At 65.9% G+C, this 24,931-nt stretch carries 22 protein-coding genes; 8 read left to right on the top strand and 14 right to left on the bottom strand.

Annotation, left to right across the window (positions count from 1 at the left end; all coding sequences use genetic code 11):
- Positions 1-198: 198 nt before the first annotated feature.
- From pssA to AR540_RS21715, 4 genes are all read right to left on the bottom strand, one after another.
- Positions 199-1,053 (bottom strand): CDP-diacylglycerol--serine O-phosphatidyltransferase, encoded by an 855-nt coding sequence (gene pssA, locus AR540_RS21730; RefSeq protein ID WP_059232031.1) that lies wholly within the window; start codon positions 1,051-1,053, stop codon positions 199-201.
- Positions 1,054-1,217: 164 nt separating this feature from the next.
- The gene (ilvC, locus tag AR540_RS21725) at positions 1,218-2,234 is read right to left on the bottom strand and encodes a ketol-acid reductoisomerase (RefSeq protein WP_007159689.1); all 1,017 of its coding nucleotides are present in this window, start codon (positions 2,232-2,234) and stop codon (positions 1,218-1,220) included.
- Positions 2,235-2,260: 26 nt separating this feature from the next.
- Positions 2,261-2,752 (bottom strand): acetolactate synthase small subunit, encoded by a 492-nt coding sequence (gene ilvN / locus AR540_RS21720; RefSeq protein WP_007159690.1) that lies wholly within the window; start codon positions 2,750-2,752, stop codon positions 2,261-2,263.
- Positions 2,753-2,754: 2 nt separating this feature from the next.
- Positions 2,755-4,479, bottom strand: coding sequence for an acetolactate synthase 3 large subunit (locus tag AR540_RS21715; RefSeq protein WP_059232029.1), 1,725 nt, complete (start codon positions 4,477-4,479; stop codon positions 2,755-2,757).
- A 396-nt stretch (positions 4,480-4,875) separates the two neighbouring features.
- Between AR540_RS21715 and AR540_RS21710 the strand changes: the two genes are divergently transcribed.
- A complete protein-coding gene (locus AR540_RS21710; RefSeq protein ID WP_059232026.1) occupies positions 4,876-5,340 on the top strand; it encodes a DUF4124 domain-containing protein in 465 nt (154 codons plus the stop codon).
- 1 nt (position 5,341) lies between these two features.
- Here the strand turns inward: AR540_RS21710 and AR540_RS21705 are convergent, their stop codons facing one another.
- Genes AR540_RS21705 through mrcB form a run of 3 tightly spaced genes read right to left on the bottom strand, consistent with a single transcriptional unit; the run spans position 5,342 to position 8,798 of the window.
- A complete protein-coding gene (locus AR540_RS21705) occupies positions 5,342-5,668 on the bottom strand; it encodes a YqcC family protein (protein WP_059232024.1) in 327 nt (108 codons plus the stop codon).
- On the bottom strand, positions 5,668-6,420 hold the full coding sequence (locus tag AR540_RS21700) for a tetratricopeptide repeat protein (protein ID WP_059232022.1): 753 nt from the start codon (positions 6,418-6,420) through the stop codon (positions 5,668-5,670). Before AR540_RS21700 ends, AR540_RS21705 begins: the two co-directional genes overlap by 1 nt.
- Before the next feature lie 35 nt (positions 6,421-6,455).
- Positions 6,456-8,798 (bottom strand): penicillin-binding protein 1B, encoded by a 2,343-nt coding sequence (gene mrcB, locus AR540_RS21695; protein WP_059232021.1) that lies wholly within the window; start codon positions 8,796-8,798, stop codon positions 6,456-6,458.
- A gap of 152 nt (positions 8,799-8,950) precedes the next feature.
- On the opposite strand from mrcB, the gene AR540_RS21690 reads away from it, so the two are divergent.
- Positions 8,951-10,498: a bifunctional aminoglycoside phosphotransferase/ATP-binding protein gene (locus AR540_RS21690; protein WP_059232019.1), complete on the top strand. Its 1,548-nt coding sequence runs from the start codon at positions 8,951-8,953 to the stop codon at positions 10,496-10,498.
- Positions 10,499-10,628: 130 nt separating this feature from the next.
- Positions 10,629-11,441, top strand: coding sequence for a cyclic nucleotide-binding domain-containing protein (locus AR540_RS21685; RefSeq protein WP_059232017.1), 813 nt, complete (start codon positions 10,629-10,631; stop codon positions 11,439-11,441).
- Between the two features lie 180 nt (positions 11,442-11,621).
- Here the strand turns inward: AR540_RS21685 and deoA are convergent, their stop codons facing one another.
- From deoA to AR540_RS21655, 6 genes are all read right to left on the bottom strand, one after another.
- Positions 11,622-12,932: a thymidine phosphorylase gene (deoA, locus tag AR540_RS21680; RefSeq protein ID WP_059232015.1), complete on the bottom strand. Its 1,311-nt coding sequence runs from the start codon at positions 12,930-12,932 to the stop codon at positions 11,622-11,624.
- 12 nt (positions 12,933-12,944) lie between these two features.
- Positions 12,945-13,358 (bottom strand): cytidine deaminase, encoded by a 414-nt coding sequence (locus AR540_RS21675; protein ID WP_059232013.1) that lies wholly within the window; start codon positions 13,356-13,358, stop codon positions 12,945-12,947.
- A gap of 13 nt (positions 13,359-13,371) precedes the next feature.
- A complete protein-coding gene (locus AR540_RS21670; protein WP_059232011.1) occupies positions 13,372-14,307 on the bottom strand; it encodes a nucleoside-specific channel-forming protein Tsx in 936 nt (311 codons plus the stop codon).
- Between the two features lie 150 nt (positions 14,308-14,457).
- Positions 14,458-15,720, bottom strand: coding sequence for a NupC/NupG family nucleoside CNT transporter (locus AR540_RS21665; RefSeq protein WP_059232009.1), 1,263 nt, complete (start codon positions 15,718-15,720; stop codon positions 14,458-14,460).
- A 105-nt stretch (positions 15,721-15,825) separates the two neighbouring features.
- Positions 15,826-16,533 carry a DNA/RNA nuclease SfsA gene (gene sfsA / locus AR540_RS21660; protein ID WP_059232008.1) on the bottom strand — a complete coding sequence of 236 codons (708 nt, stop codon included), beginning with the start codon at positions 16,531-16,533 and terminating at the stop codon, positions 15,826-15,828.
- Positions 16,530-17,705 (bottom strand): pyridoxal phosphate-dependent aminotransferase, encoded by a 1,176-nt coding sequence (locus tag AR540_RS21655; protein ID WP_059232006.1) that lies wholly within the window; start codon positions 17,703-17,705, stop codon positions 16,530-16,532. The genes sfsA and AR540_RS21655 overlap by 4 nt, the downstream gene beginning before the upstream one ends.
- A gap of 291 nt (positions 17,706-17,996) precedes the next feature.
- Between AR540_RS21655 and dksA the strand changes: the two genes are divergently transcribed.
- Together dksA and gluQRS are read left to right on the top strand one after the other, a co-directional pair.
- Positions 17,997-18,440 carry an RNA polymerase-binding protein DksA gene (dksA, locus tag AR540_RS21650; protein WP_058763290.1) on the top strand — a complete coding sequence of 148 codons (444 nt, stop codon included), beginning with the start codon at positions 17,997-17,999 and terminating at the stop codon, positions 18,438-18,440.
- Positions 18,441-18,508: 68 nt separating this feature from the next.
- Positions 18,509-19,402, top strand: coding sequence for a tRNA glutamyl-Q(34) synthetase GluQRS (gene gluQRS, locus AR540_RS21645; RefSeq protein ID WP_059232004.1), 894 nt, complete (start codon positions 18,509-18,511; stop codon positions 19,400-19,402).
- Here the strand turns inward: gluQRS and AR540_RS21640 are convergent.
- Entirely contained in the window at positions 19,396-19,812 is a 417-nt protein-coding gene (locus AR540_RS21640) for a VOC family protein (protein ID WP_059232002.1), read from the bottom strand. The two genes, gluQRS and AR540_RS21640, sit on opposite strands and share 7 nt — an antisense overlap.
- Before the next feature lie 103 nt (positions 19,813-19,915).
- On the opposite strand from AR540_RS21640, the gene AR540_RS25565 reads away from it, so the two are divergent.
- The 3 genes from AR540_RS25565 (at position 19,916) to AR540_RS21625 (ending at position 24,555) form a co-directional block, all read left to right on the top strand.
- Positions 19,916-20,092 (top strand): hypothetical protein, encoded by a 177-nt coding sequence (locus AR540_RS25565; RefSeq protein WP_007159707.1) that lies wholly within the window; start codon positions 19,916-19,918, stop codon positions 20,090-20,092.
- The gene (locus AR540_RS21630; RefSeq protein ID WP_059232000.1) at positions 20,076-23,024 is read left to right on the top strand and encodes a sensor histidine kinase; all 2,949 of its coding nucleotides are present in this window, start codon (positions 20,076-20,078) and stop codon (positions 23,022-23,024) included. Before AR540_RS25565 ends, AR540_RS21630 begins: the two co-directional genes overlap by 17 nt.
- Positions 23,025-23,139: 115 nt before the next feature.
- Complete coding sequence (locus tag AR540_RS21625) at positions 23,140-24,555, top strand: sigma-54-dependent transcriptional regulator (RefSeq protein ID WP_059231998.1); 1,416 nt, start codon at positions 23,140-23,142, stop codon at positions 24,553-24,555.
- Positions 24,556-24,931: the final 376 nt, after the last annotated feature.

Raw genomic sequence — 24,931 nt, 5'->3', positions numbered from 1 at the left:
CCCGAAGGCGTTGACCCAGCCGCGAGGACTCCGTGGAGCCCTCGCCCGACCCAGACCTAAGTGCTTGATTTTCAAGCCGCTTCAGCGTCTGCGCCGGAAGTGGGGCGCATTATAGGGGAGTTTCGGAGCAGGTCAACAGGTTATTTTTCAAAAAGGCAAAAAAGAAGGGGCTGCTTGCGCAGCCCCTTCTCTGGAGACTCAGGCCCGACCGGTACGACGGCCGCGCCAGAGCGTCATGAGGGGACCGGAGACGGCATAGGCCAGGAAGCCCAGCAGCAAGACGCGCGGTGGATCGGTGAAGACCACGGCGAAGACCAGCACGGCGACCAGGATGACCACGAAGGGTACCCGCCCTTTCAGACCCAGGGTCTTGAAGCTCCAGTACTTGAAGTTGCTGACCATGAGCATGCCGGCGGCAGCCACCATGAGGGCAACTAGGAAGGAGAGCTTGGAGCCGAGGATGCCGAAGTCACTGAAGCACCAGACGGTACCGGCCACCAGGGCGGCAGCCGAGGGGCTGGCCAGGCCGATGAAGTAGCGCTTGTCCACCGAGCCGATCTGGGTGTTGAAGCGCGCCAGGCGCAAGGCCGCGCCGGCTACATAGATGAAGGCGACGGCCCAGCCGACATTGCCCAGGCCGCTGAGTGCCCATTGGTAGGCCAGGATCGCCGGAGCGACACCGAAGGCGACCATGTCGGACAAGGAATCGTATTGTTCGCCGAAGGCACTCTGGGTATTGGTCATGCGGGCGACGCGACCGTCCAGGCCATCTAGCACCATGGCGATGAAGATCGCCGCGGCGGCGGCCGAGAAGCCAGCGGAGGCGACGTCGTATTGCCCCTGGGTGAAGGCGGTCTGGGCAGCGACGCCCTTGATGATGGAATAGAGGCCGGCGAAGAGCGCCGCGGTGGTGAACAGGTTGGGCAACAGGTATACGCCACGGCGTCTGATCTTGCGCCCCTGGGCGTCCTGGGTTTCCTCGATGTGCTCATCCACGGGAATGAGGCCGTCGGTGGTGGAAGGGGACGGGGTTTCTTCGGGACGCTCGCTCATGGATTTTCCTTGGGCATTACCTGACGGATTGGACTGACCCCATGCGCACAGGGTTCAGCCTAACCTCCCATGCTAAGGCATTGCCGGGGTCGTGGGCAGTGCAATAAAAAACGCGGCCGAGGCCGCGTCTTTACCGTTCGTTACAGGGCTGACGCCCTGCCCGATCAGTTCTTGGTCTTGTCGACGATCTTGTTCGACGCGATCCAGGGCATCATGGCACGCAGCTTCTCGCCGACCTGCTCGATCGGGTGAGCCGCGTTGTTGCGACGGTAGGCGGTCATGGAGGCGTAGTTGGACGCGCCCTCGGCCACGAACATCTTGGCGTATTCGCCGTTCTGGATGCGCTTGAGCGCATTCTTCATGGCGGCGCGGGACTCGGCGTTGATCACCTCGGGGCCGGTCACGTACTCGCCGTACTCGGCATTGTTGGAGATCGAGTAGTTCATGTTGGCGATGCCGCCTTCGTACATGAGGTCGACGATCAGCTTGAGTTCGTGCAGGCACTCGAAGTAGGCCATTTCCGGCGCGTAGCCGGCTTCGACCAGGGTTTCGAAACCGGCCTTGACCAGCTCGACCGCGCCACCGCACAGCACGGCCTGCTCGCCGAACAGGTCGGTTTCGGTCTCGTCCTTGAAGGTGGTCTCGATGATGCCGGTACGGCCGCCGCCGACGCCACAGGCGTAGGACAGGGCGACGTTCTTGGCATTGCCGGAAGCGTCCTGGTGGACGGCGACCAGGTCAGGGATGCCGCCGCCCTTGACGAACTCGGAACGCACGGTGTGACCCGGGGCCTTGGGGGCGATCATGATGACGTCCAGATCGGCACGGGGTACGACCTGGTTGTAATGGATGGCAAAACCGTGAGCGAAGGCCAGGGTGGCGCCCTGCTTCAGGTTCGGCTCGATCTCGTCCTTGTACAGCTTGGACTGGAATTCGTCGGGGGTCAGGATCATGACCACGTCGGCGGAGGCGACGGCGTCCTTGACCGGCTTGACGGTCAGACCATGGGCCTCGGCCTTGGCCACGGTGGCCGAGCCACTGCGCAGACCGACGACGACGTCGACGCCGGAGTCCTTCAGGTTGCAGGCGTGGGCATGGCCCTGGGAGCCGTAGCCGATGATGGCGACCTTCTTGCCCTGGATGATGGAAAGGTCACAGTCTTTGTCGTAGTAAACGCGCATTGCAGGTTCTCCTGGAAAAGGGGGTATCAGATGCTCAGGGCTTTGTCGCCACGGGATATTCCGGTCACGCCGCTACGCACCACCTCGAGGATGGACGCGGCGCCGATCGCCTGGATGAAGCTGTCGATCTTCTCGCTGGTGCCCGCCAGCTGAATGGTATACACGCTGCTGCCGACATCGACGATCTGGCCACGGAAGATGTCGGTGGTGCGCTTGACCTCGGCGCGCTGGGCACCGGTGGCCTTGACCTTGATCAGCAGGAGTTCGCGCTCGATGTGGGCGCTCTCGGACAGGTTGACCAGCTTCACCACCTCGATGAGCTTGTTGAGGTTCTTGGTGATCTGCTCGACCGTCTCTTCCTGGCCGATGGTGGTCAGGGTCAGGCGCGACAGGGTCGGGTCCTCGGTCGCGGCGACCGTGAGGCTTTCGATGTTGTAGTTGCGCTGGGAAAACAGGCCGACCACGCGGGACAGGGCACCGGGCTCGTTTTCCAGCAGCAGGGAGATGATGTGTCTCATGGTCAGGTCCGCTCCGTCTTGCTCAGCCACATGTCGCGCATCGCGCCATCCTTGATCTGCATCGGGTAGACGTGCTCGGTGTTGTCCACGGCGATGTCGAGGAAGACCAGGCGGTCCTTCATGGCGAAGGCTTCGGCCATCATCGGCTTGAGGTCTTCCAGACGCTGGATGCGCATGCCGACGTGGCCATAGGCCTCGGCCAGCTTGACGAAGTCCGGCAGGGATTCCATGTAGGAGTGGGAGTAGCGGCTGCTGTACTGCATGTCCTGCCATTGGCGGACCATGCCCAGGGCACCGTTGTTGAGGCAGACGATCTTCACCGGCAGGTCGTACTGCATGCAGGTGGAGAGCTCCTGGATGTTCATCTGCACACTGCCTTCGCCGGTGACGCAGGCGACGTCGGCATCGGGGAAGTTGAGCTTGACGCCCATGGCCGCCGGGAAGCCGAAACCCATGGTGCCGAGACCGCCGGAGTTGATCCAGCGATTGGGCTTGTCGTACAGGTAGTACTGGGCGGCGAACATCTGGTGCTGGCCGACATCGGAGGTGACGTAGGCATCCCCACCGGTGACATCGTAGAGCGTCTCGATGACGGTCTGCGGCTTGATGATGCTGCCGTCGCCCTTGTTGTAGGGGAACAGGCCACGGCTGCCGCGCCATTCCTCGATCTGCTTCCACCAGGTGGCCTGGCTCTCGGCGTGGGGCTTCTCGTTGAGTTCGCGGACGACGGTGACCATCTCGGCGAGAACGCTGTCGACCGGACCGACGATGGGTACGTCGGCCTTGATGGTCTTGGAGATGGAGGCCGGATCGATGTCGACGTGGATGATCTTGGCGTTGGGGCAGAAGCGCTTGGCACCGTTGATCACGCGGTCATCGAAACGGGCACCGACGGCGAGGATGACGTCACTGTGGTGCATGGCCAGGTTGGCCGGGTAGCTGCCGTGCATGCCGAGCATGCCGAGAAACTGGCGATCGCTGCCAGGATAGCTACCCAGCCCCATCAGGGTATTGGTGACCGGCAGGTTGAGCAGGCGCGCCAGCTCGGTGAGGGCACCGGAGGCACCGCCGAGGATGACGCCGCCACCCGCGTAGAGGATCGGCCGCTTGGCCGCAACCAGCATTTCCACTGCCTTGCGGATCTGGCCTGAGTGACCGCGCTGCGCCGGATTGTAGGAGCGCAGCTTGATCTTCTTCGGATAGACGTATTCGTATTTCTTGGTCGGATCGCCCATGTCCTTGGGGATATCCACCACCACCGGGCCGGGACGACCGGACTCGGCGAGGTAGAAGGCCTTCTTGAGGACTTCGGGGATCTCGGAGGGGTGCTTGATGATGAAGCTGTGCTTCACGATCGGCCGGGAGATACCGACCATGTCGGTTTCCTGGAAGGCATCGGTGCCGACCATGTTGCTCGGCACCTGGCCGGACAGGACCACCATGGGGATGGAGTCCATGTAGGCGGTGGCGATGCCGGTGATGGCATTGGTCGCACCGGGACCGGAGGTCACCAGGACCACGCCGGCCTTGCCGGTGGCGCGGGCGTAGCCGTCGGCCATGTGGGTGGCGGCTTGTTCGTGACGAACCAGGATGTGGTTGAGCGCCGGTTCCTTGAACAGGGCGTCGTAGATGTGCAGCAGGGCACCGCCCGGGTACCCGTAGATGTGTTTCACGCCCTCGTCGCGCAAGAAGCGGACGACCATCTCAGCGCCAGTTAATAGCTCCACGTATCACCTCATTCCACGCGTGGCGAACGCCCATCTGGGACGTTCAAGGTTCGGTTGACTGCAAGGCAGAGCACGGGCGACGGTGATCACCGACGATTCAGCTGCCTAGAAAGCCTTGTTGGAAGATTCCGATGAATGCTGGAGCTTCCACCCGACGCGAGGTAACGCGGTGCAGGGTATTTGACTGTGGCGGCGCGGGTAGGCACCTCATGGTCTGCCGAGGAGTCAGCTTTGGGCCGATTCGCTACAGCGAACTTTGGATTGTTCGCATTCGACCGGCGCAAGTCAAGCCGAAAGGTGTGGTTGCACACAATCGGCCGCCGGTGGTCGGCCCTGGTGAAATGGTCGGCGCCAACTCTTATAGTGAAGCCTTGCCCTTCCGCCCATAGGATTCCCATGCGCTCGATCTTCTGGCTTCCCGCCCTGGCCTTCGTCTGCAGCCTGTCCGCCCAGGCCGCCCAGGTCTACAAGTGGACCGACGACAAGGGCGTTACCCACTTCAGTGCTCAGCCGCCCGAGGGCCAGAAGGCCAATGAGGTGGACGTGAAGGTGGCACCACAGATCAACGGCAGTGGCAGCGCGCCCACCTACAAGCTGCCCAACGGCGTCCAGCAGCCGTCGGTCTCCAACGACGCCCAGCAGCAGGAACTCGAGCGCAAGGTGAAGGCGCAGGTGCGCGAGGACCAGGCCAAGGTTCAGGCGTACTGCGACCAGTCACGCCAGAATCTGGCGCAGCTGCGTAACAATCCCCGCGTCCTGGTGCAGTCGGGCCGGGGCGAGACCCGCCGCCTGACCGAGGAAGAGCGCGAGCAGCGGGCCGCGGAGATCCAGCTGTCCATCGAGCAGAATTGCGGCAAGTGACTCAGGCGCTTTCGATGAGCCGATCGAATTCGGCCAGGGAGGCCAGCAGGGGCAGCACGGGATCGAGGTCGCCCTGGTAGACGACCTCGGCCATCGGCCGGATACCCGAGCGTACCGGCAGAGCACCATCGCTTTCGATGATCAGCTTCATCCGCGGCAGGAAAATCCACTGGAGCCACTGGGCGAAGCTCAGGGTGTCGACGCAGAAGGGCTCCTGGCTGGCCAGGGCCTCGACACTGGGGGATAGCGCCGACCACCAGCCGAGCAGGCGAAGTTCGCGTTCGATCTGCAGCAGCTGATCGGCTAAAGCGGGTAGGCGCTCGTCCATCAAGTACCCACCTGGGCCTTTTGCCGGGCCAGGGCAGCGCCGGCGGCATCGCCCTGGGCTTCGCGCGCCTGGGCGATGAGTTGCCAGAGGCTGGCCTGCAGCGCCGGACGACCGTTGGCGTAGGTCAGGGCACGGCGGGCCAGCTGCTCACCCTGGGCGGGATCGTTCTGCGCCAGGCGGACCTGGGCCAGGCGGTAGAGCACCTGGGGTTCGCGCGGGGCGATACGCTGGGCACGCTCCAGGCTGGACGACGCACCGTTGAGGTCTCCGCCGCCCTGCTGTTGCTGCGCCGTGGTCAGCAGCGCCAGGACCGGGCCGTCCAGCTGTTCGTCAGCGGCCAGGCCACCGCTGGTGGCGGCGCCTGCGGACGGAATGCCCGAAGGGGCACTGCTGGCGGCGCCGTAGCCGGTCTGGTTGGCCGGCGGATAGACCGGCTGGGAATAGCTGGGCTGCGCCGGTGCCTGGGCGGCAGGCGCGCTGGGACTGGACGAGGTGATCAGCGGCGCGGAGGCGGCCGGTGCGGCGTAAGTCTCCAGGGGTGCGGAACTGCCACTTGGCACCATGACAGTCACCCCGGAGTCGGCCGGCGCACTGGGCGCGGCGGCGACCGGCGCCTGGCGCTGGACCGGCATGGGCCGGTTGTTGCCCTGGCGATAGAGTTCGCCATTGGAGACAGGGCCACCGGAGTCGACCACGGGAATGGCGCCACGCTGCGGCGTGGCGCAACCGGCGAGAAGAACGCCGGCGATCATCACCGGCCAGACTGCTTTCGTCACCTTGCGACCTCTCAATTCAACCAACCCTTGACCCAATCCATGACCGGATTGCCGCCGTTGCCGCCCTGCCCGGCGGCGGGTGCGGCCGGCGCACCACAGGAGGCCCCCGGCGGCGGCTCACTGCCGCGAATATAAGGCATCTGCACGGCATTGGGACACGAGGGGTCGGTACCGCGACCGGTAGTGGCATCCACCCAGGCCTGGACCACGTTGTCGGGCACGGGCATGTCCAGCGAGACCGGATCGGCGCGGCGCATGAAGTTGCTCCACACCTGCAGGGCACCGGTCGCGCCGGTCAGGGGCGTCTTGCCGTTGTCGTCGCGCCCCAGCCAGACCACCGCCAGCAGGTCCTGGCTGAAGCCGGAGAACCAGCTGTCGCGGGAGTCGTTGGTGGTACCGGTCTTGCCCGCCAGGTTCACGCTGGTGGGAATCTGGTTGTAGACCGAGCGCCCGGTACCCTCGCGCATGACGCGCTGCATGGCGTACTGCACCAGGTAGATGGCACCGGTATCGAAGCGCTGCTCGATCTGGAAGGGATAGCGCTTGAGCGGCTCGCCGTTGGCGTCGAGCACGCTGCGGATGCTGCGCAACGGGGTGTTGAAGCCGCCGTTGGCCAGTGTCTGGTACATGGTCGCCACTTCCATGGGCGTCAGGGCGCCGGCGCCGAGCAGGGTCGCCGGGTAAGGCGGCAGGGCGCGACTCACGCCCAGGCGCTGGACGGTCTTGAGCACCTCGGGCACGCCCAGGTCGAGACCCAGGCGCGCGGTGGACAGGTTGTAGGAGTGCGCCAGCCCCTGGTAGAGGAAGATGGTGCCGTGGGCCTTGTGCTCGTAGTTCTGCGGTCGCCAGACCTGGCCGTCGGCACCCTTGACCGAGAAGGGTTCGTCCTGGATCAGGGTGGTCAGGGTGTACTTGCTGGGACGCTCAAGGGCGGTGAGGTAGACCGCCGGCTTGATCAGCGAGCCGACCTGGCGCACCGCATCGAGGGCACGGTTGTAGCCGGCGAAGCGCGGATCGCGACCGCCCAGCAGGGCCTGGACCTCGCCGGTTTCCGGGTTGGTCACCACCATGGCCGACTCGACGTTCTCCGCGCCCTTGCGGCCATCGATGCGCTTCAGGGCCTCGGCCATGGCGGCCTCGGCCTTGGTCTGCAGGATGGGATCGAAGCTGGTGAAGATGCGCAGGCCTTCCTCGGTGAGGTCTTCGTCGCGGTAATCCTGCTTGAGCTGGCGCTTGACCAGGTCGACGAATGCCGGGAAGGAGCTGTTGGTCAGGCTGCCGGCCTTGGTGATGCCCAGCGGCCGGGCCTTGGCGGCCTCGGCTTCGGTGGCACTGACCACGCCCTGCTCGGCCATGAGGTCGAGCACCAGGTTGCGGCGCGCCAGCGCCCGCTCGGGATAGCGCCGCGGATTGTAGTAGGAGGGGCCTTTCACCAGGCCGACCAGCAGGGCCACCTGGTGCAGTTTCAGTTCACTGAAAGGCTGGCCGAAGAAGTACTGGGCGGCCAGGCCGAAACCGTGGATGGCGCGGGAGCCGTCTTGACCGAGGAAGACCTCGTTGAGGTAGGCCTCGAGGATTTCCTGCTTGCTGTAGTGCAGCTCCAGCAGCAGCGCCATGAGCGCTTCGGTGCCCTTGCGGGTGATGCTGCGCTCGTTGGTGAGGTAGAAGTTCTTCACCAGCTGCTGGGTCAGGGTGCTGCCGCCCTGGCGGACCTGGCCGCTGGTGGCGTTGACCCAGACGGCGCGGGCGATGGACTTGGGCGAGACGCCATGGTGATGCCAGAACTCGCGGTCCTCCACCGCCACCAGGCCATCGACCAGGTGCGGCGGCGCCTGGTCCAGCTTGATCAGGATGCGGTCTTCGTTATGCGCGGGGTAGATGCCGCCGATCATCAAGGGCTCGAGGCGGGCTACGGCGAGGTTGCTGCCATCCAGGGCACTGACGCCAGACACGGTGCCGCCGGCGAAGCGCACGCGGATCGCCCGGGCCGGCTCGACGCCCTCGTAGAACTGGAAGCCACGGGTATTCAGGTCGACCGTGGAGGCGCCCACGGCGACGCTGCCGGGACCGTCCACGGTCTTCTCACGGCGATAGCCGAGGGCATCGAGTTCGGTGAGGAAGTCGTCGCGGCTGAGCTTGACGCCATTGAACAATTCCAGCGGCCGGGCATAGACCTTGGCCGGGATGGTCCAGCGCTTGCCGGAGAATTTTTCCTGGACCACGGCATCGAGATAGATGCACAGGCCGGCCAGGCCAACCAGCGCGACCAGGCCGAGCTTGATTGCCCAGCCAGAGAGACGGCGCCAGTCGAAGGTCTTGCGCTTGCGGGAACGGGAGGATCGGGGTCGCTTCATGGCGGCGGATTATACGCAGGTTGCCCGGCGCTCGGCACCGGTCGACCGATGCTTCGTCAGCTATCGTTCATGGCCTCCATGAAGGGCGCGCGGCTTGCGTGGGGAGCCCTGGCAGGGATAATGCCGGCATCCATTTCTATTAAGGATCGCCCGTGAGCCAACTACTGATTTCCGCCCTGCAGAATCCGGCGCTCTATCCCCACCCGACGTCGGCGTTTCGGGTCGTCGAAACCCATATTTCCTGGGTCGTGCTGACGGGAGAAGTCGCCTACAAGATCAAGAAGCCGGTGAATTTCGGCTTTCTCGATTTCACCGAACTGGAGGCCAGGGGCCATTTCTGCCGCGAGGAGCTACGGCTCAACCAGCGCCTGACGCAGGGTCTCTATCAGGACGTGGTGGCCATCACCGGCAGCGAGAGCACCCCCCGACTGGGTGGCGACGGTCCGGTGATCGAATACGCCCTGCGCATGCGGGAATTTCCCCAAAGCCAGCTGCTCAGCGAAGTGCAGCAGCGCGGCGAACTGACCGAGGCGCACATCGACGCCCTGGCCGCACAGATCGCCCGCTTCCACCTGGCAGCCCCCCAGGTGGCGACCGAGCATCCGCTGTGCACCCCGGATGCCGCCATGGCGCCGGTACGGCAGAATTTCGAGCAGATCCGCGCCATGCTCAGCGAGGCGGCTGATCTCCAGCAGCTCGACCAGCTCGAAGCCTGGGCCGAGGCCAGCTACGCCCGTCTGCTACCGCTGTTCGAGGCGCGGTGCCGCGAGGGCTACATCCGCGAATGCCATGGCGACATCCACCTGGCCAACGCCACCCTGCTCGATGGCGAGGTGGTGCTGTTCGACTGCATCGAATTCAACGAGCCCTTCCGCCTGACCGATACCCTGGGCGACGCCGGCTTCCTGGCCATGGACCTGGAGGACCGCGGCCTTGGGGCGCTGAGCAACAGATTCGTCAATGCCTATTTCGAGGCGACCGGCGACTACCAGGGGCTGGCCCTACTGGACTTCTACAAGGCCTATCGCGCCATGGTGCGCGCCAAGATCGCGCTATTCCGCCTCAGCCAGGCCGAGAATGCGGAGCTGCGCGCCGAGATCCTCGCCGGCTATCGCAGCTACACCACGCTGGCCGAAGGCTACACTCGGGTGCCCCAGCCGTTCGTGGCGGTGATGCATGGCGTGTCGGGCATCGGCAAGAGCACCGTGGCCCTGGCGCTGGTGGAGGCGCTCGGCGCCATTCGCCTGAGATCCGACGTCGAGCGCCAGCGGCTCTATGCCGACAGCGACGAGGCCACGCGCTACAGCGCCGCGGCCGGCGAGGCCACCTACGCCCGCCTGCACGAACTCGGCGCCCAGGTGCTGGCCGCCGGCTATCCGCTAGTACTCGACGCCACCTACCTCAAGCAGGACCAGCGCCAGGCCGCCCAGACCCTGGCCGAAGCCCAGGCGGCGCCCCTGCTGATCATCGACTGCCAGGCGGACGACGAACTCATCGCCCGCTGGCTGCAGGAGCGCCAGGCCGCGGGTACCGATCCGTCCGAGGCCACCCTCGCCGTGGTCGCGGCGCAGCGCCAGGCGCAGGACAGGCTGACGCCTGCCGAGCAGGATCTCGCCCTGGTCGTGGAACTGGGTCGGGCCGGGCAGCTGGAGGCCTTGCCGGCTCGGATCAGTCGTCGCCTGGGTCGCAGTCAGGCCTGAGCGCAACCTCTGGGGTGGCAGAACAAGCGTTCTGTCACAGCGCGTAGAGTTGCGGATTTACGATGGCCGACGGGCGGCTTATCGTGCGACCCACGTCACAACCTTTGCGTAACAAGAAGGAATTGGCACCATGTACCTCATCGGCGATCAGCCTCCCTATGTCGATCAGTTGCGCCAGTCGCTGCAGGCCATTCCCGCGCAACTGCTCAGTGGCGTGACGCCGAGCCGGCCGCCTTTGACGTTGAGTCCGGCAGCGCTGTCGCAGGACTGGATGCGTGACGACGAGGTCTACCTGATCCAGCAGGGCCCCTTGCGGGTGGTGCTGGATCAGCGGGCGCTGTTCCAGCTCGACGAGGGCGACCTGATCGGCCTGGGCCGGACGCTCGACCTGCCGCGCCTCGATTACGAGAGCGAAGCCGAGGTGCTGATCCAGCCCTATGGTCGCGAAGCCTTCCTGGCCGCGGCGACCGCCACCCCAGCCCAACGCGATGCCCTGCTGCGCTATCTGCTGGGCCAACAGGCGCTGCTCGCCCAGGCGCTGATCCGCCTCAAGCCACCGGTGACCCAACCGGCGACGGGCTTCCGTCGCTATGCGGCCGGCGACGAGATCATCCGCCAGGGCGATACCGCCGAGCACGTCTTCGTCATCACCGAAGGCCACGCCGAGGCCTGGGTCGATGGCTGCAAGGTGGGCGAGGTGTGCCAGGACGAGATCGTCGGCGCCCTGGCGGTCTTCACCCATACGCCGCGTACCGCCAGCGTGATCGCCAGGACCGCCTGTACGGTGCTGGTGATCCCGCAGGATCAGTTCGTCTCGCTGATGGAGACCACCCCACGTATCGCCCACAGCCTGATCGAGAACATGGCACGCCATATCGACTCGCTGAACAAGGAAGTGACCCGCCTGCGGGGCATCCCGGAGCGACCCGCCGAAAGTAATTAAGAAATATTCTCGAATACGCTTGACGATGGAATGAGAATTGTTATTATTCAACTCAGCCGGTCGCGAGACCGGTCGATAACTGAAGGTCCAGCAGTTGGTCTTTCGGGTTATCTCCTCATCAGGCTAATCACGGTTTTGGACCCGGCTCTGCCGGGTCTTTTTTTTGCCTGAAATTTGGCGCTAGCGCCGATCCAGCAAGGCCGGCACCGGATCAGCCGGTCGCTCTTCCCCCAAGACATAGGCCGCCTGCAACTGCCGGGCAGCTCGCGCTGCACTGTCAGCGTCACGGGCATGAATCAGGCCCAGGGGCCGATTTTCGTCCACCCGCTCACCTGGCAGCGCCAGGCCGGCCAGGCCCACCGCGGGATCTACTTCATCTTCCGGACGTTGCCGCCCGCCACCCAGCTCGACGACCAGCAAGCCAAGGGCGCGGGTATCGACCTGCTGCACCCAGCCCGGGCGTGCCGGATGGACGGCGCGTACCTCTTGAGCCCGGGGCAGATGCTGCCAGGGCCGCTCGGTCAAGTCGGACGGGCCGCCCAGGGCCAGGTTCATCGCGGCGAAACGCGCCAGGGCGGCGCCGCTCTGCCAGGCCTCCAGCACCAGGCGCTCGGCGGTGGCGGCATCCCTTGCCAGTCCGGCCAGTTGCAGCGTCTCCTCGGCCAGGGCCTGAATCACCTGCCAGAGTCGTTCGCTGCGCACCTCCCCGGCCAGCAGGGCGATGGCCTCCTCCACTTCCAGGGCATTGCCGGCACTGCGTGCCAGGGGCTGGTCCATGTCGGTGACCAGGGCGCGAGTGCGCACGCCCGCCGCCTCGGCGACCTGGACGATGCTATCGGCCAGGCGTTGCGCCGCCTCCGCCTCGGCCATGAAGGCACCGCCGCCGGTCTTGACGTCCATGACCAGCACGTCCAAGCCGGCAGCGAGTTTCTTCGCCAGGATGGAGGCGGTGATCAGGTCGACGGATTCCACGGTGGCCGTGACGTCGCGGATGGCATAGAGCCGGCGATCGGCCGGCGCCAGATCGGCATTGGGGCCGACGATGGCGCAGCCCACCTCGGCCACCACCTGGCGAAAGCGCGCCAGCCCCGGGCGGATGAGATAGCCCGGAATGCTCTCCAGCTTGTCCAGGGTGCCGCCGGTGTGGCCCAGGCCGCGCCCGGAGATCATGGGTACATGGCAGCCGCAGGCGGCGAGCAGGGGCGCCAGCACCAGGCTGGTGAGATCGCCCACGCCGCCGGTGGAATGCTTGTCCACCACCGGGCCCGGCAGGTCCCAGTGCAGCACTTGGCCGCTGTCGCGCATGGCCAGGGTCAGGGCGGTGCGTTCGGCGGCGGTCATGCCGCGCAGCAGGGTGGCCATGGCGAAGGCAGCGATCTGGCCCTCGCTGAGGCTGTCGTCGGCGATACCGCGAACGAAGCGCTGCAGGTCCGCTGCAGACAGTTCCCGGCCGTCGCGCTTCTGACGAATCACTTCCTGGGCGAGCCACATGGGGCGAACTCCTTAGAAGTCGTCGAAGGCGCCGGGCAGCAGTTCGGCCAGGGTCCAGGTGCGAGTCAGATCCGGCTCGCTGCCGCTGCAGACGATGGTGGCATCGGGCGCCATCAGCTCCAGCAGCACCTGGCGACAGGCGCCGCAGGGGCTGATCAGGGGCACGCCCGGCGCATGGATGGCCATAGCGGTGAAGCTGCGCGGCGGCAGGCCCTGGCTGATGGCGGCGAACAGGGCGCTACGCTCGGCGCAGTTGGTCAGCCCGTAGGAGATGTTTTCCACGTTGCAGCCATGGACGATCTCGCCCTCGGCGGTCAGCAGGGCAGCGCCCACGGGAAACTCGGAGTGCGGGCAATAGGCGCGCGAGGCAGCGGCAACCGCTTCCGGAAGCAGCGCGGTCAGGTGCGCAGGCAAGTTGGTGCTCATGACGGTCTCCAGATCAGAATTGATAGCCCACCCCCACATAGTAGCCCCAGCCGTTGGAGCGACCCTCGAAGGAGCCCTCGCCGAAGTTCAGCTCGGTGCCGTCGCGCCAGTTGCCGCCATTGTGGAAGTGGCGCGCGGCGAACATGAAACGCAGGTGGGTGAAGGCATACAGCAGCACGTTGGTGGACACGGTGGCATTGGCCGTGCGGCCCGGCTCGTCGCCCAGCTTCGAGCCGACATCGAAGTTGGTGAAGCCGACGTAGGTCAGGGAGGCACCGTTATCGAACTTGGCCAGCGGCCAGATGTACTTGAGCTGCGCCCGATAGCCGTCCCAGGAATCCTCGTTGGCGGCGCCATAGTTTTCCCACTGGCGGCGGCCGTACAGGTTGGCGGACAGCAGCACCGGGGTATGGGTCTCGATGTCGGTACCGAAGCCGGCGTAGAGAGTGTTCTGCCGGCTGGCCTGGCTGCTGCCGTGATCGTAGATCCAGTCGAAGGCCAGGTACCACTCCTTGAACGGCCCGAAGGCCAGCGAGTGTCCCAGTACCTGATCGAGGGAAATGCGCGGCTCGTGCTCCATGAACAGGGGCGAACCGCGATCCCAGACGCCGGAGTCGTGGCTGTTGCCGATGCCGAGCACCCTTGGCACGTCGATGTAGCCGTAGAGCTCGAAGGGCCCCTTGCGGCCGAAGTACTCGTACTCCAGATAGACGTCGTCCACGGGTTGCGGGCCGAAGCTGATGTCCTTGCTGCCGATCAGGGTCAGATCCTGGTTGTACCAGGACGACAGATAAGGCGAGCGATTTTCCGTCTGTTGCGCGGCGGGACTGGCGGTCTCACCCTGGGCACTGTCGGTATCGAGCGCTGGAGCGGCAAACAGCGGAGCACTGCAGCAGAACAGGAGCGGTAGTGCGCTGAAGGAAGCGCGACGGAGGCTGAACGGCGTCATGAGAAGTTCCCGAACCAAGACCTTGAGAAGCCGGCGGATGGCTCGCGGCGGCAACGCGGGAGCGCGCCACGGTCATCCGCTGTTACGTTTTGGCGCATTCAGCGCCGCTGTGCACCATAAAGTGGACCGAACGGTCCAACCGACATCGACCTAGAGGCCGATGAAGAAGCCGGCCAGGGCCGCGCTCATCAGGTTGGCCAGGGTGCCGCCGAGCATGGCGCGCAGACCCAGCTGGGCCAGTTCGTGACGGCGCTGGGGGGCGATACCGCCCAGGCCGCCGAGCTGGATGGCGATGGAGGAGAGATTGGCGAAGCCACACAGGGCGAAGGTGACGATCACCTGGGTATGCGCCGACAGCGGCTGGACGCCAGCCGCTGCCGACTTGATCGGGTCCAGGTAGGTCGAAAGGTCGGCATAGGCGACGAATTCGTTGAGCACCAGCTTCTGGCCGATGAAACCGCCCGCCTGCACCGCCTCGCTCCAAGGCACGCCGATGAGGAAGGCCACCGGCGCCAGCAGATAGCCGAGTACCAGTTGCATGCTCAGCTGCGGCATGCCGAACCAGGCGCCGCACCAGCCGAGGATGCCGTTGAGCAGGGCGATCAGGGCGATGAAGGCCAGCAGCATGGCACCGACCGCCAGGGCGATGCGCAAGCCGACCTGGGCGCCTTCCGCTGCCGCGTCGATGACATTGGTCGGCCGTTCCTCGCCCTCCCCCAGGGTCTTCATGGCTTGGTCGCGTGGTTGCTCGGTCTCCGGCTCCATCAGCTTGGCCATCAGCAGGCCGCCTGGCGCGGCCATGAAGCTGGCGGCGATCAGGTATTTCAGCTCCACCCCCATGCCGGCATAGCCCAGCAGCACCGAGCCGGCCACCGCGGCGAAACCGCCGACCATGATGGCGAACAGCTCCGAACGGGTGAGATCGGCGATGAAGGGCCGTACCACCAGGGGCATTTCCGACTGCCCGAGGAACAGCGTGGCGGTGACCGTGGTGGACTCCACCCGGCTGGTGCCGAGCAGGGCGTGCAGCGCGCCGCCCACCAAACGAATGATCCAGCCCATGATGCCCAGGTAGTAGAGCACCGCGATCAGGCTGCCGAAGAAGACGATCAGGGGCAGCACCCGCACGGCGAAGACGAAGCCGCCGTTACCGAAGTACTCGAACATCTTGGGCCCGGCGAGACCACCGAAGAGGAACTCGATGCCCTTGTCGGCATAGAGCTGTAGCGAAGAGACGGCTCCGGACACGCTGCCGAGCACCTGCTGGCCCCAGGGGATATAGAGCACGAACAGGCCGAGACCGGCTTGCAACAGGAAGGCCGCGATCACGGTACGCGGCCGGATGGCGCGTCGCTGACGGGAGAAGAGGATGGCGATCGCCACCAGCAACAGCATGCCCAACACAGAGATCATCGACGGACTCCTCAGCAGGATCGCCGATTGCGGCGATCGATGGGCGAAATCCGTAAGCAAGGCGCCTGCCAGATCCTGTCTGGGCGATCAGCTTTCTGTGACTGGTCAGTCAGCGAGGCGCAGCGGTCGTGCCAATTGCAGACCCGCAGGCGAGAGCTGCGCACCATAGGCCAGCACCTGCACGCCCTGCCGGCGGGCCTCGGCCAGGGCCAGGGCATAGGCGGCATCGATCTCGGCCGCCGGGCGCACTGCTTCAATGCCGTCGAGCAGCACGCAATAGAGCAGCACCGCCCGCTCGCCGGCCGCGGCCAGGGCCGCCAGCTCGCGCAGGTGCCGGGCACCGCGGGTGGTGACCGCATCGGGGAAGGCAGCGATAGCGGTGTCGGCGAAGCCCAGGGTGACGCTCTTCACCTCCAGGTAGAGCGGCCCTGCGGGATACTCCAGGCGGAAGTCGGCACGACTGTTTTCCAGGCCGTAGGCTACTTCCCGCCGCAGGCTGGTGAAGCCCGCCAGCTCGGGGATGCCGCCGGCCAGCAGGGCTTCCTCGACCAGGCGATTGGCGCGGGCGGTATTGATGCAGGCCAGGCGCCCGTGATCCGTCTCGACCAATTCCCAGGTGCCCGGCAGCTTGCGCTTGGGTCCGCTGGCCCGGCTGAACCAGACCCTGGCTCCAGCGGGCTGGCAGTTGAGCATGGAACCAGTGTTGGGGCAGTGCAGGGTCAGCACCTCACCGCTGGCGGTCTCGATGTCGGCGAGAAATCTCTTGTAGCGACGCAGCAGGCGGCCTTCTTCCAGGGGCGGCTCGAATCTCACCGGGCGCTCCAGCGCTGCAGGCCCTGGGCGATACGCGCGACGGCCTCCTCCAGACGCGGCAGCGACTGGGTGTAGGCGAAGCGCACATGGGTATCGGCGCGATGGCGACCGAAGTCCAGGCCGGGGGTGATGGCCACGTGCTCGGTCTCCAGCAGGAACTGACAGAAGGCATAGGCATCGCCACCGAAGGCGGAGATGTCGGCATAGAGATAGAAGGCGCCCTGGGGCTCGACGGCGATCCTGAAGCCGAGCCCACGCAGCGCCGGCAGCAGGTAGTCGCGGCGGCGGGCGAATTCGGCGCGCCGCTCCTCGAAGATGGCCATGGCCTCTGGGGTGAAACAGGCCAGGGCGGCCTGCTGGGCGACGGTGGAAGCGCTGATGTAGAGATTCTGCGCCAGCTTTTCCAGCTCCGGCACGGCGGCGCGCGGCGCCACCAGCCAGCCGAGTCGCCAGCCGGTCATGCCGAAGTACTTGGAGAAGCTGTTGAGCACGAAGGCCGCGTCGTCCACTTCCAGCACGCTGGGCGCGTCCAGGCCATAGGTCAGGCCGTGGTAGATCTCGTCCACCACCAGATGCCCACCGCGCGCCTGGAGGCTGGCCGACAGCGCGGCGAGTTCGTCGCGGTCGAGCAGGGTCCCGGTGGGGTTGGCCGGCGAGGCCACCAGGGCGCCGACACTGTCCGGCTGCCAATGACGCTCGACCAGTTCGGGGGTGAGCTGATAGCGGCTATCGGCACCGACCGGGATCAGTTGAGCCGCGCCCTCCACCAGCCGCAGGAAGTGCCGATTGCAGGGATAGCCCGGATCGGCCAGCAGCCAGTGACGCCCGGGATCGACCAGCAGGGCGCTGGCCAGCAGCAAGGCACCGGAGCCGCCGGGGGTGACCAGCACCCGCTCCGGGTCGAGGTCGACGCCATGGCGCTCGCCATAGAAGGAGGCGATGGCGCGACGCAACTCCGGTAGACCGCGGGCCGCAGTGTAGCGGGTCTGGCCGGCGGCCAAGGCGGCCTGACCGGCGGCGACCACCGGCGCGGCAGTGGTGAAGTCGGGTTCGCCGATCTCCAGGTGGATGACGTCGTGACCGGCGGCCTGGAGCTGGTTGGCACGCTCCAGCAGAGCCATGACGTGGAAGGGCTGGATGGCCTGGCTGCGCGCGCTGTAGGAATTGGACATGGACGAGGTCCGAACTTGTGGCGAAGGCGGGATTCTAACCAAGGCTTCGCAGACCGGCACCCGCCGCGTCAGCACGGAGCGGGAGGCCGGTAGTAGCGCCCCCTGGAAGCTTCTGGTAAGTTCGCCGGCTTGCATCCGCAGGGCGACTGGCCAGTCGAGAACATATTCAGCCTGGCGTCGGCAATGCGCGGAACGCCGTTGGCAGCCCCAGCCCCCGGGCGTTCCATCATGGAGAGGCCTGGAGACGCATCCAGCCTGTGGACAGGATCAGCGAAAGTGAGAGGGTCAATCATGCCCAGCGAAGCAAATCAGCAGAACAATCATCTGGCCCGTGGCTACGAACCCTATGAGCCCACCAAGGGCGAGGAATACATGAGTGAGCGTATGCGCGCCCACTTCACCGCCATCCTGAACAAGTGGAAGCAGGAACTGCGCGAGGAAGTCGACCGCACCGTGCACCACATGAAGGAAGAAGCAGCCAACTTCGCCGATCCGGCCGATCGCGCTACCCAGGAAGAGGAATTCAGCCTGGAACTGCGCGCCCGCGACCGCGAGCGCAAGCTGATCAAGAAGATCGACGAAACCCTGCAGCTTATCGAAGACAACGAGTACGGCTGGTGCGACTCTTGCGGCGTGGAAATCGGTATCCGCCGCCTGGAAGCCCGGCCTACCGCCAGCCTGTGCATCGATTGCAAGACGCTGGCCGAGATCCGCGAAAAGCAGACCGGGACCTGAGTCCTACTGTTTCTTCGACGAGGGCGCTACGGCGCCCTTTGTTCTATCCGACATTCACAGGATGAGCTATGTCCAGGCGCCCCTATGTCGGCCGTTTCGCCCCCACCCCCAGTGGCTACCTGCATTTCGGCTCGCTGGTGGCTGCCCTCGCCTCCTACCTGGATGCCCGCGCTGCCAGTGGCCGTTGGCTGGTGCGCATGGAAGACCTGGACCCACCCCGCGAGGTGCCCGGTGCCCAGGCGGCCATCCTCCAGACCCTGGAAGCCTACGGCTTCGAATGGGACGGCCCGGTGCTGCGCCAGAGCGAACGCCTGGATGCCTATCGCGCGGTCATCGGGCAGTGGCTGGCCAGTGGCCTGGCCTACGCCTGCGATTGCTCGCGCAAGCAGCTCGAAGGCAGCGGCGGCCTCTATCCTGGCTACTGCCGTAACCGCGGCCTGCCCAGCGAAGACGCCGCCATCCGCATCCGCGTACCGGAACTGGAGTATCGCTTCGTCGACCGGGTGCAGGGCGAGTTCCGCCAGCACCTGGGTAACGACGTGGGCGACTTCGTCATCCAGCGCCGTGACGGCCTGATCGCCTATCAATTGGCGGTGGTCATGGACGACGCCCTGCAGGGCATGACCGACGTGGTGCGGGGCGCCGACCTGCTGGACTCCACGCCGCGCCAGCTCTATCTGCAGGAACTGCTCGGCCATCCGGCGCCGCGCTATCTGCACGTCCCCCTGCTGATCCAGCCCGACGGCCATAAGCTGGGTAAGCGTTATCGCTCCCCTCCGCTGCCCCCCGAGCAGGCCGGGGCCCTGTTGGTGCGCGCCCTGCGTACCCTCGGCCAGCCCGTCGCGACGGACCTGGCCCAGGAAACGCCCGCCCAGGTGCTGGCCTGGGGCGTCGCCCATTGGGATGCCGCGCGGATTCCACGGGTGCGTCATCTGGCCGAGGCCCAGCTACCGGCTCAGTAATTGGGCCACAGCCCAGGCGTGGCGAGCTCCAGCAGGTGCCCATCCGGATCACGGAAATACAGGCTGACCGCGCCACGCGGCCACTGGGTGCGCTCCTCGATGGCTATCCCGGCAACCTCCAGGTGGGCCACCCAGGCGTCCAGTTCGGCGGCCGTGATCGCCAAGGCAAGGTGCTGGCGGCCACTGGCGCCATGGGGCGGAATGCGCCCGCCAGGTAGCTCGCCCCCCTGTTCGGTGCTGCCCCGCTGGAACAGCAGCAGCACGCTGGCGCCTACCGCATAGGCGGCCAGGCGTCCGTCGATGAACATCGGGACCAGTCCCAACGTCTCTTCGTAGAACTGCCGGGCGCGCGCCAGATCGGCTACATAGAGCGCGGTTTCCAATACGGCCGCGAGCCGGGGTAGGGTCATCAGCGGTCTCCAGACGGGAACGTCCCTTCACCGTAGAACCGTCGCGCTCCGGGGTACAGCGCTTTTGCTTTACCATGGCGCCATCGCCGTTCGGGAAGCGCGCATGTACATCTATCGGCTGGTCCTGCTCCTCGTGGTAGGCATCTACCTGTTCTCCCCCGCCATCATGGATTGGTGGATCGCCCCCAGCGGCGCCTGGTATCGCCCCTACCTGCTGTGGCTCATCCTCATCGTGGTGACCTTCATCCTGCAGAGCCAGCGCGATGCCGACGAGCTTTAGTCTGTCCCAGCTGGTGCTGATCAGCGCCGGCTACCTGCTGATCTTCTTCGGCGTCGCCTGGATGACCGAGAAGGGCTGGGTACCGCGCCGCCTGGTGCGCCACCCGCTGATCTACACCCTGTCGCTGGGGGTCTATGCCAGCGCCTGGGCCTTCTATGGCACCGTCGGCCTGGCCTACGACTACGGCTACGGCTTTCTCGCCTACTACCTGGGCCTGTGCGGCGCCTTCCTGCTCGCGCCGGTGCTGCTCTACCCCATCCTGCGGCTGACCCGCGCCTATCAGCTGGCGTCCCTGGCCGATCTCTTCGCCTTCCGTTTCCGCAGCACCTGGGCCGGTGCCCTGACCAGCCTGGGCATGCTGATCGCCGTGCTGCCGCTCCTGGCGCTGCAGATCCAGGCGGTGGCCACCAGCACCGGCATCCTGGTGCAGGCCCGCGCCCAGGACGCCCCGGCGCTGGGCTTCTGCCTGCTGATCACCCTGTTCGCCATGCTCTTCGGTGCCCGCCAGATCAATTCCAAGGAACGCCATGAAGGCCTGGTGGTGGCCATCGCCTTCGAGTCCCTGGTCAAGCTGCTGGCCCTGGGCATCGTCGGCGGCGTTACCCTCTACACGGTGTTTGGCGGGCCCAACGGTCTGGAGACCTGGCTACAGCAGAACCAGAGCGCCCTCTCCACCCTGCACACCCCGCTGCAGGAAGGCCCCTGGCGGATCCTGCTGCTGGTGTTCTTCGCGGCGGCCATCGTCACCCCGCACATGTACCACATGGCCTTCACCGAGAACCTCAGCCCCCAGGCGCTGGTCAGCGCCAGCTGGGGTCTGCCGCTGTTCCTGCTGCTGATCAGCCTGGCGGTGCCGCCGATTCTCTGGGGCGGCCTGGCGCTGGGTTCGCCGACGCCACCGGAGTACTTCACCCTGGGCGTGGGCCTGGCGCTGGACAATCCGCTGCTGGCACTGGTGGCCTTCGTCGGCGGGCTGTCGGCGGCCAGTGGCCTGATCATCGTGGTGACCATGGCGCTGTCGGGCATGCTGCTCAATCACATCGTGCTGCCGCTCTACCAGCCGCCCACCGACGGCAACATCTATCGCTGGCTGCGCATGACCCGGCGCATGCTGATCGCCGCCATCATCCTCGGCAGCTATGGCTTCTATCGCCTGCTCCAGGGCCATGGCGACCTCTCCAGCCTGGGCATCGTCTCCTTCGTGGCCACCGTGCAGTTCCTGCCCGGGGCGCTGTCGGTGCTCTACTGGCAGACGGCCAACCGCAAGGGCTTCATCGCCGGCCTGCTGTGCGGCCTGGGCCTATGGTTCCTGAGCATGCTCATGCCGCTGGTGGCCGACATCAATCCGCTGCACATCGGCGTCTTCAGCTATCGCATCAGCGCCAGCAACTGGCACCTGGCAGCGGTCGCCTCCCTGACCGTCAACGTCCTGGTGTTCGCCCTGGTCTCGCTGTTCACCGAGGCCAGCGAGGAAGAGAAGAGCGCCGCCGAGGCCTGTGCGGTGGACAACGTCCGCCGTCCACAGCGCCGCGAACTGGCCGCCGGCTCGCCCCAGGACTTCGCCGCCCAGTTGGCCAAGCCGCTGGGCGCCAAGACCGCGCAGAAGGAGGTCGAGCGCGCCCTGGCCGACCTGCTGCTGCCCTACGACGAGCGCCGCCCCTATGCCCTGCGCCGGTTGCGCGATCGCATCGAGGCCAACCTGTCCGGCCTCATGGGGCCGCGGGTGGCCCAGGACATCGTCGAGACCTTCCTGCCGTTCAAGGCGGAAAGCGAAGCCTATGCCACCGAAGACATCCACTTCATCGAGAACCGCCTGGAAGACTATCAGTCACGCCTGACGGGCCTTGCCGCCGAGCTGGACGCCCTGCGCCGCTATCACCGCCAGACCCTGCAGGAGCTGCCCATGGGCGTCTGCTCCCTGGCCCGGGATCGCGAGATCCTGATGTGGAACCGCGCCATGGAAGAACTCACCGGCATCGATGGCGCCCGGGTGGTGGGCTCACGGCTCAACGCCCTGCCCGATCCCTGGCAGGACCTGTTCGAGCGCTTCCTCGCCGAACCGGCGCAGCAGCACCTCTATAAGCAGCGCCTGCCCCAGGAACACGAACAGCGCTGGCTCAACCTGCACAAGGCGACCATCGACGAACCCCTGGCGGTGGGCAGCAGCGGTACGGTGCTGGTGGTGGAGGACATCAGCGAGACCCAGTTGCTGGAAGACCGCCTGATCCACTCCGAGCGCCTGGCCTCCATCGGCCGGTTGGCCGCGGGCGTGGCCCACGAGATCGGCAACCCCGTCACCGGTATCGCCTGCCTGGCGCAGAATCTGCGCGAGGAGCGCGAGGCGGATGAAGAGATCGACGAGATCAGCAGCCAGATCATCGAGCAGACCCGCCGCATCACCCGCATCGTCCAGTCGCTGATGAGCTTCGCCCATGCCGGCGGGCGCCAGCAGGCCCATGAGCCGGTGTGCGTGGCCGAGGCGGCCCAGGAAGCCATCGCCCTGCTCTCGCTGAACCGCCAGAGCGTGGATGTGGACTTCTTCAATCTCTGCGATCCCGACCACTTCGTGCAGGGCGACCCGCAACGCCTGGTGCAGGTGATGATCAACCTGCTGTCCAACGCCCGCGACGCCTCACCGCCCGGCGCGCCGATCCGGGTACGCAGCGAAGCCCAGGGCCAGACCATCACCTTGAGCGTCGAGGACGAGGGCAGTGGCATCCCCAAGGCCATCGTCAGCCGGCTGTTCGAACCCTTCTTCACCACCAAGGACCCGGGCAAGGGGACGGGGCTTGGCTTGGCGCTGGTCTATTCCATCGTAGAAGAGCATTATGGTCAGATAATGATCGATAGCCCTACCGACCCCGTGACCGGGCAGGGCACCCGCATTCGGGTGCTGCTGCCGCGTTATCTCGGGTTGCCGGAGGCGCCGTGACGGACCCATCCGCCTGCTGGATGGCTCTGCTAAAGCATTCGGAAGTCCAGACCACCGCGACACGACACGCTGCCTGGCGTGGGTCGGCCTGCCTTCCCGTAAGAGAGCGCACTTGATGGCCCATATCCTGATTGTCGAAGACGAGAAGATCATCCGCTCGGCGCTACGCCGGCTGCTCGAACGCAACCAGTTCCGCGTCAGCGAGGCCGGCTCCGTCCAGGAGGCCCAGGATCTCTACGACGTGCCCAGCTTCGACCTCGTCATCAGCGATCTGCGCCTGCCCGGCGCCCCCGGCACCGAGATGATCGATCTCGCCAAGGGCAAGCCGGTCCTGATCATGACCAGCTATGCCAGCCTCCGCTCGGCGGTCGACTCCATGAAGCAGGGCGCGGTGGATTACATCGCCAAGCCCTTCGACCACGACGAGATGCTGCAAGCCGTGGCGCGCATCCTGGTGGAGCGCGAACAGCGGACCCCGAGCGCCGTCGAGGAAAGCCCTGCCCCGCCCCCGGCCACCGGCGAGATCGGCATCATCGGCAACTGCGCGCCGATGCAGGATCTGTTCGGCAAGATCCGCAAGGTCGCGCCCACCGACTCCACCGTGCTGATCCAGGGCGAATCGGGCACCGGCAAGGAACTGGTGGCGCGGGCGCTGCACAACCTGTCACGCCGGGCCAAGGCGCCGCTGATCTCGGTCAACTGCGCGGCCATCCCCGAGACGCTGATCGAATCCGAACTCTTCGGCCACGAGAAGGGCGCCTTCACCGGCGCCAGCGCCAGCCGCACCGGCCTGGTGGAGGCGGCCGACGGTGGCACCCTTTTCCTCGACGAAATCGGCGAACTGCCGCTGGAGGCCCAGGCACGCCTCTTGCGCGTGTTGCAGGAAGGCGAGATCCGCCGGGTCGGCTCGGTGCAGTCGCAGAAAGTCGATGTGCGCCTGATCGCCGCCACCCACCGCGACCTTAAGGGCCTGGCCAAGGTCGGCCAATTCCGTGAAGACCTCTTCTATCGCCTCAACGTCATCTCCCTGCGCCTGCCGGCCCTGCGCGAGCGCGGCGGTGACGTCATGGAGATCGCCCGGGTGTTCCTCGCCCGCCAGTCGGCACGCATGAGTCGTCCGGGACTGAAGTTCGGCGCCGAGGCCGAGGCCGCCATCCGCCACTACAGCTGGCCGGGTAACGTCCGCGAGCTGGAGAATGCCATCGAGCGTTCGGTCATCCTCAGCGAAGGTCAGGAGATCAACGCCGACCAACTGGGCATCGATGTCGAGCTGGGCGAACTGGACCTGGCCGACAGTTACCTGGACCAGTTGCCCGCTACCGGTCTGGGCAACGGCAATGGCGCCCACGAGCCTACCGAGGACCTCTCCCTGGAAGACTACTTCCAGCACTTCGTCCTCGAGCACCAGGACCACATGACCGAGACCGAGCTGGCCCGCAAGCTCGGCGTCAGCCGCAAGTGCCTCTGGGAGCGCCGGCAGCGCCTGGGCATCCCGCGCCGCAAGGCCAGTGCCAGCAGCGACGCCTCCTGACCTGACATCTGCCAGGAACGTGGGAAGCTTCCCACGCTCCTCAGGTAACACCCTCCCCCACCGCCTCATCCTTTGCAATGTGTTACCGCCGTAACAGCCAGCGGGTTCAGGGGTAACGAAAATTGCCCTGTAGCCTCCCACCAAAAGGGCTACATTTTTCTCAAGCCATTGAAAATAAAGGGTTTTAAAAAACTGGCACGGCACCTGCTTTATGTTCTGGCACAACAACAAGAACAACGTAGCCCCTCCATAACAAGAACAAGACGTAGCGACTCCAGCACAATAAGAACAAGCAGGCGGAGGCGTAGCTAACTGATCATTTTGGAGAAGAGTCGTCTTGCGGGATGGTCCGCGCGATGTCAGGACAGAGAACAAC

This window comes from Pseudomonas sp. EpS/L25 (assembly GCF_001512295.1).
Taxonomy (GTDB): Bacteria; Pseudomonadota; Gammaproteobacteria; order Pseudomonadales; family Pseudomonadaceae; genus Chryseomonas.
Note: the sequence above shows the minus strand (reverse complement) of the source record. Positions and strands in the feature narration are given on the sequence as shown.